The organism is Sulfobacillus sp. TH-112, assembly GCF_057473405.1.
Window position 1 is genome coordinate 1 of the sequence record NZ_JBYCKN010000057.1, and the last position, 7,216, is coordinate 7,216.

Here is a 7,216-nt window from a genome sequence, read left to right on the forward strand (position 1 = left end):
AGGCATCATGCCGCTTCTAGAGGCGATGTCATACCTCTGGGAACAGGGTGAGGCCGTGACGCTTCACGTAGTTGGGGGCGACAGTCATTTCTATCCTCGCCAAAGTTCAATGAAAACGTTGCTAGAAAAAACCTATGCACAGGCTATCGACGAGGGCCGCCTAGTCTTTCACGGATTAAAGACCCCAGAAGAGGTCGCGACCATTCTAAGAAGCGCGGGTTTAGTCATCGTCCCCTCATACTTTGAGAATCTCCCCTATGCCGTGCTCGAACCGATGGCCTATCAGCGCGTCGTGATGGCGGCTCAAAGCGGAGGACAGCGTGACGTCATCCGTCACGGCGAAAGCGGCTTTCTCTTTTCCCATGGGAGTCCCCTGGCACTATCGCAAAGCATCCAAAAGATTTTGGCACTCCCCGAAGAAGAATGGAAACGCATTGGCAGAAAGGCACGCGAGAGTGTGGAGATGCTCTCAAACCCTCTGACGATTGCAGAGGCCAAAGAGGCTCTCTTTAGTGAGGTCATCGCCTCCCATCATCGGAAAACCGCCTTCCCGTTCGTGTCGCTCAGTGCGAAGAACGACGAGAGAATGAAAGAGAGTCCGTCATCTCCGCTGCTGTCAGCCGTCGTCCCCTATTACAACTTGGGTGAATACATCAAAGACACTGTAGAAAGCCTCTTAGCATCCACCTTGGTGCCTGATGAAATCCTTATTGTGAATGATGGCAGCACCGAAATTGCGAGTATCGCGAAATTATATCTTCTGGAAGAACGCTATGAACAAGTACGCGTCTTGCGGCGAAAAAATGCGGGCCTTGCGGCCTCTCGCAATGTCGGCGCCAAAGCCGCCCGTGGCAAATATGTCGCCTTTCTTGATGCTGACGATATCGTCTCGCGAGACTACTATGCCAGAGCCGTGGCCGTCATGGAGCACTATCCCAACGTGGCCATGGTGGGAGCCTGGGCGCAATATTTCGGTGAACCGGGTAATCAAACCATTTGGCCGACCTGGAATACCGAACTTCCCTACCTCCTCTATCACAACACACTGAATAGCAGCGCCTTGGTGATGCGCCGCGATCTCTTTTTGCGATATAGTGCGAATAAGTCTCTCATGGCGTATGGAATGGAGGATTGGGAGGCGGTGGTTTCGATGGTTGAAGCGGGGTATGGTGGCGTGGCCATTCCCGAACCACTCTTTCACTATCGAATTCGGCCGGATTCGATGTCCCATGGATTTAATCGCAGCAATGTATTGCTGCTCTATCAGTTTCTCAGTCATCTACATGCGCCACTCTATGAACAGTATGCCGTGGATTTAGCCAATCTCTTTAATGCCAATGGACCCCAGTATCGCGTTGACACTCCTATGCGCGATCCGTTGTCGGAATACTAAGCCGCGTCCCATGCCATCGGGCTAAGGACGCGGCTTACTAGGGCGCACAACGTGGTGCATTCGTTTAGGGGTGTACCGCCACAATCATATCGGGACTCTCTACCGTGGTCTCCGCTCGTTCTGCCGTAGTCTCATTGGCTGGTGCATTTTCTGGGCGAGCGTAGACTACCACTTTCCAGTCCCCTTGGGCTGTAGCCGTCAGGTTAAAGGTGTTCGAGAGCGAGTAGCTCCCGCTACTCTCCCACTGGTTATTCGGGCTGAGGAACCAAAATTGATATTCGGGATTGGTCATACCGACCGCATTTGCGGTAAATTGCATGCCGTCCCCTACTGCCACTTGATTGATGGTGGACAGTCCCACCCAAGCGTTGGTATTGGGTTCGTGCTGCTGGTCCCGGTGCTTCCGCTTCCAGTACTCGAACTCCCCGAGCCGCTGCCAGACGTTCCCGTCCCTGTAGACCCGGTGCTGGTCCCGGTCGAACCAGAGCCTGAACCCGTCGTGCTGCCCGAGCCACTTCCGGTACCCGTAGTCGTGGTAGTCGTCCCTGCCGCGACCGCAATGGACGCGGTGTCTGACTTCGCTTCATACGTCGCCCGCTCCGTGGCGGATTCGTTAGCTGGGGCCGTGGCTTCACGCGCATAGACTAACACATCGACAAGGCCACTCGGCGGCGTAAAGGTATAAGAGGAGCTAGCGGAGAATGCCCCACTACTTTCCCATGACCCACCCGACAATGCGTACCAGAACTGATAGACCGGATCGGTAAATCCGGTCGGACTGGCCGTTAGAGTAATCGGCGTATTGGCGGTGTCCGTCAGAGGGGCGCTAAGGGATACGGTGTCGCCTGCGGCATTGGCATAGCCACGATCATCTCCGGTACCGACGTCAGACCACGTAATTGGTAATGTTTTGCTGTTTTCGGTCAGCACCGCTTGAAAGTTTTGCGTCACGGCGCTGTTATTAGACCACGTCGCCGAGACACTGGATCCCGTGGTAGCACTCGCCACCGTTTGCCCGGTGGTCTCGTCAATTATGGCCAATTGTTGACCGTTCGCTAATGGTGCGGGACTCGTCGCATAGAGCGTAACCATTTGTCCGGTACGTAGTAGCGGTTGACTTGCAGTCAGGGTGACCGTATTCGTCCCCAGTGATCCTGCCGCCGCTGCCAGTGCCGGCGTGTCTCCTCCAACGAAAGCCAGCAGTCCGACCGCGAGGACTCCTGTGCCAATGAGGGTATGTTTCATCAAGGTGGTTAACTCCTTTCGGGGTAAACAGAATTTCTATATTGGTTTTCGTCGCCGCGATGAGGTCCTGACGTCTTTTCTGCGGAGAAAGCCTACGTGGTTTTGTGGGTCAGAATGGGCCGTGGACCGAACAAATCACGTGAGCTCTCTAGAAACGCTTTGCGCCTAGGTCTTCATTATACCGTCTGGGCTCTCAAAAGGTGGCAGGCGAGGAGATATTTGGTGGGCACCGTTTGATCGTATGAAACAGCACAAATTCAACGCCAACAATAGACATACCGATGATTGACCTCTTGCCCATATTCAGGGAACCCTGTAAGGCATTCAATTACTCATCGAATTCTTTCGCGTGTCGGCAGACCACCCAGTGTGCACGATACACGGCAGTGCTCTTGCGAGCTTCAGCGCACCATCCATATACAGCCGGTGGAGCCGGCTAATCTTGTCGTCCTGTCTTTGAGTATTGGCTATGGTCATTCTCCATTTTGGGCACCACGATCACCCCCAGCACCGCTTGCCCCGTCTAGTGCGCTGCATCGCGAAAATCTCTCTCGATGAACTGAGACGCCCATTTTGCATGCGGTATAAAGTCCACTATATCTGACCTAGAATCGGCACCAACGCGGTTCCACATCTATAGCCATGGCAACGAACATAATCACCCTTGAAAGCCGACCTGTGATGTTGATAGCATGAGCATATTCAATGAAAAGTCGCAATTCCACAAAAATCTCTTCCCTAAAACGCCGAAATATCATACCATTAGACTATTATCAACAACATCGAATAGTGCGACACAATAATTCACCGGTTATTTTTTATTGAGAGAGGATGGTATCGCCATGAAGAAACGCCATTTCGCTATCATTAGCAGTGCACTTGCCGTCAGCCTTACCGGTCTCTTAGCGGCGTGTGGTAGTACCTCAGCGCCCACTTCCTCGGCCTCATCCAATAAGCCGACACCCGGGGGCACCATTGTTTGGGCTATGTCTCCTCAGGTCAACGTGGACTGGTATCTCCCCATTACCGACGCTGAAAATGACTCGGTAGCCAATGGTCAATTGCAGGATCAGATGATTAAGCCGCTCTTGTGGATTAATAACGCCTATCAAATCGACTGGAAGTCTTCTATCGCTAGCCACATCACCTATAACAAGGCCGGAACTGTCTATCACGTCTTTTTGAACAAGAAGTGGAAGTGGTCTGACGGCACGCCGGTGACCGCCAAAGATGTGCTCTTTACCTGGAATGTCATCAAGGCGGCGTCAGCCCCCAGCGCACCCACCCCTTGGCCCTTTGTCGGTGCCGGCACTGGAGACATTCCGAGTGGTGTGAAGAGCGTGGTCGAGAATAATCCCTACGAGGTCACGTTTACCCTGGATAAGCCTGCCAACCAAGAGTGGTTTATCTATAACGGACTCATTCAGATCACCCCACTGCCGGCTCAGACGCTGGATGTCGATGGTTCGAACTGGGCGCAAGAGATTAAATATTTGGGTTCGATGGGCACCAATCCCAATGTCTTAAAGGTGGTTGACGGACCCTTTAAGCTCCAAAGTGCGGTGCAGAATCAAGAGTGGGTCTTGGTGCCTAATAAGAATTACTCTGGGCACAAGTCCATCGTCAACAAAGTGGTGTTTGCTTGGGAAGGGTCCAATGCCGCTGAATTTGCCGCACTGAAGACCGGTGCGGTCAATGTCGGCTATCTCTCTCCAAGCCAACTCAGTGCCTCGGGCCAACTCACCCGCGATGGCGACAAGCTTTTTAAGGCCTTTCCTCTTGGCACCTATTACATCTATCTCAACATGCGTCCGGGAAGCACTTCGGCCCCCATCTTTGATCATCTGTATGTGAGACAAGCCATGGAAATGGGGATTGATAAGACGGCGATTGATAAGGACATTGATGATGGCTTAGCCGCGCCGCTCTATGGACCGATTCCTTCGCTGCCCAAGACCAAGTTCTATGATCCTTCCGTCACCGGTCTCTACCCCTATAATCCGACCAAAGGAAAAAATCTTCTCGAGTCCCATGGCTGGAAAGACGTCGGCGGTGTCATGACCAAAGGTAGCGAACAGATGAAGTTCACCATGCTCTACACCTCTGGCGACAATGCTGAGACAGAAACGGTGGAACTCTTGCAGCAAGACTGGGCTAAAGAGGGCATTGATGTCACCTTAAAGGGTGAACCGTTTGCCACCTTTATTGGAGAAACCGGCAATCCCAAAGTGCTAAATACTTGGCAATTGGGGAGTGGCAGTGGCTGGGCCTATGATGGTCCCGGTTGGTATCCGTCAGGTGGACAGCTCTTTTCTACTAATGCCCCCTCCGGTTTTGGATACTCCAACAACGAAGAGGATTCTCTCATTGATGGCACGCATACTCCGTATGCCAATTCCAAAGCCAGTCTGGCGCAGTTCTTCCAATATGAGGTCTATACCGCGAAACAACTTCCGGTATTATGGCTACAAAGTACTGCCACCCAAGTGGTTGTGCTACCCCAGGTCCATGATGTGCAAGCCAACTACGGTTCGTCCACCTATATTCCCGCAATGCAGTACTGGTGGGTCTCCTCGTCGTCATAACTTGTATGCTTCGCTTCACATAAACCATGATATGGATGGAAACAGGGCGGCCTCGCCGATTCAAAACGGCTTGGCTCCCCTGTTTCCTGTTGCTGGCGATTGGCGATCACCACGTCGAGAGAAGGAAAGCACAACGCTTCGAGGCGGTGATGGCTCATTCCCAGCCGAGGGCCAGGCTCCGACTCCAGCGTTTAGCCACAACGGCCCGACACCGTTCGCGGATCCACGTATCCAGAGCATAATACTTCCCTTCCCGTGTTGACGGATGCTGAACTACTCGCCCTAGCTCCGCATCACGGAGACTGAAGTCCGTGATGACCATTGGCAGGTTGATGGGGCGATGGCGTCGCGTAAGTTGGCCAATTCCCAGATTGAAGTCAGCCCAAGATAAAACCGAGAAAATCAAAGAACGTTTTGCGCACTGAAAAGCCACCACCTCCATTTCAAAAGCTGCCGCGGCACCCGGCAGGAATACCGGGAGACGAGGAGCTGGCGGCGCTTCTCTCGTGGCCTACCTATCGCTATGAATTCGCGGAGTGGCATCACGCACGGATGCATACAGCTCTCCGCCGCTGGCGGGTCGCCTAGCATCTGCCGGATACGGGGTCTCCAAGTTCCCTCTTTCCCAATGTCACCAGCACCCAGAGTCTCCCTGTCACGACGACGACCATTCGCCACTAGGCGCTCCAATCGGGGCATTGGTGAACCTCACGGCCTTCGGTTTCCATGCCCACGTAGGGACACGGAATCCTCGCTCCGCCGCATTGGACCACCATCAAATCACGTTCATAGCGCACTATCTGCAGGTGGTGCACCACTCCCGCCAGTTCCGCCGGCTTTTGAGACCCCCTGGCGAAATCGCAGGTAAGGCATCAAAGACGTTAGGCATGAAGATCGGACGGATCGAAGTCACCCGGGGTCAGCGTCGAGCAGCCATATAACGTTTCGAGCCAATGCGCGATATCGCGTAGAGTGATCTGGCGTTCAGCCAGTGCGACAGCCATATCTTCGATGTCGTCGTCTAACGGAACCTTGATCAATGGGAAATTAAACTCTAAGATGGCCAAGCCCAGCCCCATGGCGGTTCGCTTATTGCCATCTCGAAATGGATGGGTGGTAATAATACTGTCAATGAGTGCCGCCACTTTCAGGGCCGGCGTAGGAAAGGGCTCATGATTGAAGACAATAGCAAGAGGCCGCGCAAGAGCAGCCTCTAGTTTCCCTCTATCAAGAACCCCGACGGATCCTCCCGTCGCGTTGACCATGCGTTCTTGGAATAGGATCGCCTCTGTGAGCGATACCCAACGCATTACCGGTCGGCCAACCGTTTGAATGCTTCGATGTGGCGCTGCTGAATCTTGTCGCCGAGTTGCATAAAGGCCGCATTAACCTCTGAATCCGAGGGAATGGTCACCCGCTTGATGGCCCCGAGTTTCAGAGTGCGCACTGGCTTCGCCATTTTCCGTGCCCCCCTTTTGAACTGCCATTGTCTTACCATAGTGGAACACCCTTCCGCGCTTGTCAACAATCGCCTCAGGAGATTGTATGCGGAAGGGCGACCAAATATTCGACATATCGTGCCCGGTTCTTGAAGCGTTTGCGTGTCGTCTACGGCGATTTCATCCCTGATGGCAAAGCATGGAGAGACTTCTCGTCGGGAGCCTCGGGGTGCGCTAATCACAGACGGCGCACTTCGTCGCCCCAGGCCTCGTCCTCTTTCGTGTTCACAGCCAATCCACACTCACTCATACGCCCCTTTTGGTGCCATTCCCCATCGAGGGTTATGCGGGCAAAGGGGGCCCTTGTCTTGAGCAGAGATCGTTTGGGATTTTAACCGATTCCTCGGGCTTAGCCAGCCCGTATGATCACGTGACCGAGGGACTCTATGGTGTCCCATTATAGCGCTTCTTTTCCAGCGATAGTAGAACTCTCCAATGACGGCGTGGGGTCGCCGGGGTTAGAATGACAAGACGATGAAAATCATGGATTCGGG

Annotated in this window: 6 protein-coding genes; 2 read left to right on the forward strand and 4 right to left on the reverse strand. The window is 53.5% G+C overall.

Features of this window, described 5'->3' with window-relative positions; all coding sequences use genetic code 11:
• Positions 1 to 1,393, forward strand: a 1,393-nt coding sequence (locus tag ACOJWD_RS03525; RefSeq protein ID WP_486991839.1) for a glycosyltransferase, incomplete at its 5' end; no start/stop codon positions are given.
• A gap of 64 nt (positions 1,394 to 1,457) precedes the next feature.
• On the opposite strand, the gene ACOJWD_RS03530 is transcribed toward ACOJWD_RS03525, so the two are convergent.
• The gene (locus tag ACOJWD_RS03530) at positions 1,458 to 1,712 is read right to left on the reverse strand and encodes a hypothetical protein (protein WP_486991840.1); all 255 of its coding nucleotides are present in this window, start codon (positions 1,710 to 1,712) and stop codon (positions 1,458 to 1,460) included.
• A gap of 8 nt (positions 1,713 to 1,720) precedes the next feature.
• The gene (locus ACOJWD_RS03535) at positions 1,721 to 2,641 is read right to left on the reverse strand and encodes a hypothetical protein (RefSeq protein WP_486991841.1); all 921 of its coding nucleotides are present in this window, start codon (positions 2,639 to 2,641) and stop codon (positions 1,721 to 1,723) included.
• Between the two features lie 839 nt (positions 2,642 to 3,480).
• Between ACOJWD_RS03535 and ACOJWD_RS03540 the strand changes: the two genes are divergently transcribed.
• Positions 3,481 to 5,223, forward strand: a complete 1,743-nt coding sequence (locus ACOJWD_RS03540; RefSeq protein WP_486991842.1) for a peptide ABC transporter substrate-binding protein — start codon at positions 3,481 to 3,483, stop codon at positions 5,221 to 5,223.
• 881 nt (positions 5,224 to 6,104) lie between these two features.
• Here ACOJWD_RS03540 and ACOJWD_RS03545 read toward each other — a convergent pair.
• Both ACOJWD_RS03545 and ACOJWD_RS03550 read right to left on the reverse strand, forming a co-directional pair.
• The gene (locus ACOJWD_RS03545; protein ID WP_486991843.1) at positions 6,105 to 6,533 is read right to left on the reverse strand and encodes a type II toxin-antitoxin system death-on-curing family toxin; all 429 of its coding nucleotides are present in this window, start codon (positions 6,531 to 6,533) and stop codon (positions 6,105 to 6,107) included.
• On the reverse strand, positions 6,533 to 6,682 hold the full coding sequence (locus ACOJWD_RS03550; protein WP_486991844.1) for a hypothetical protein: 150 nt from the start codon (positions 6,680 to 6,682) through the stop codon (positions 6,533 to 6,535). Before ACOJWD_RS03550 ends, ACOJWD_RS03545 begins: the two co-directional genes overlap by 1 nt.
• Positions 6,683 to 7,216: the final 534 nt, after the last annotated feature.

Bases quoted from the DNA above. Each gene is read 5' to 3' on its own strand.
- ACOJWD_RS03530 (WP_486991840.1), bottom strand. From the start codon at position 1,712: ATGCAATTTACCGCAAATGCGGTCGGTATGACCAATCCCGAATATCAA.
- ACOJWD_RS03540 (WP_486991842.1), top strand. From the start codon at position 3,481: ATGAAGAAACGCCATTTCGCTATCATTAGCAGTGCACTTGCCGTCAGC.
- ACOJWD_RS03545 (WP_486991843.1), bottom strand. From the start codon at position 6,533: ATGCGTTGGGTATCGCTCACAGAGGCGATCCTATTCCAAGAACGCATG.
- ACOJWD_RS03550 (WP_486991844.1), bottom strand. From the start codon at position 6,682: ATGGCGAAGCCAGTGCGCACTCTGAAACTCGGGGCCATCAAGCGGGTG.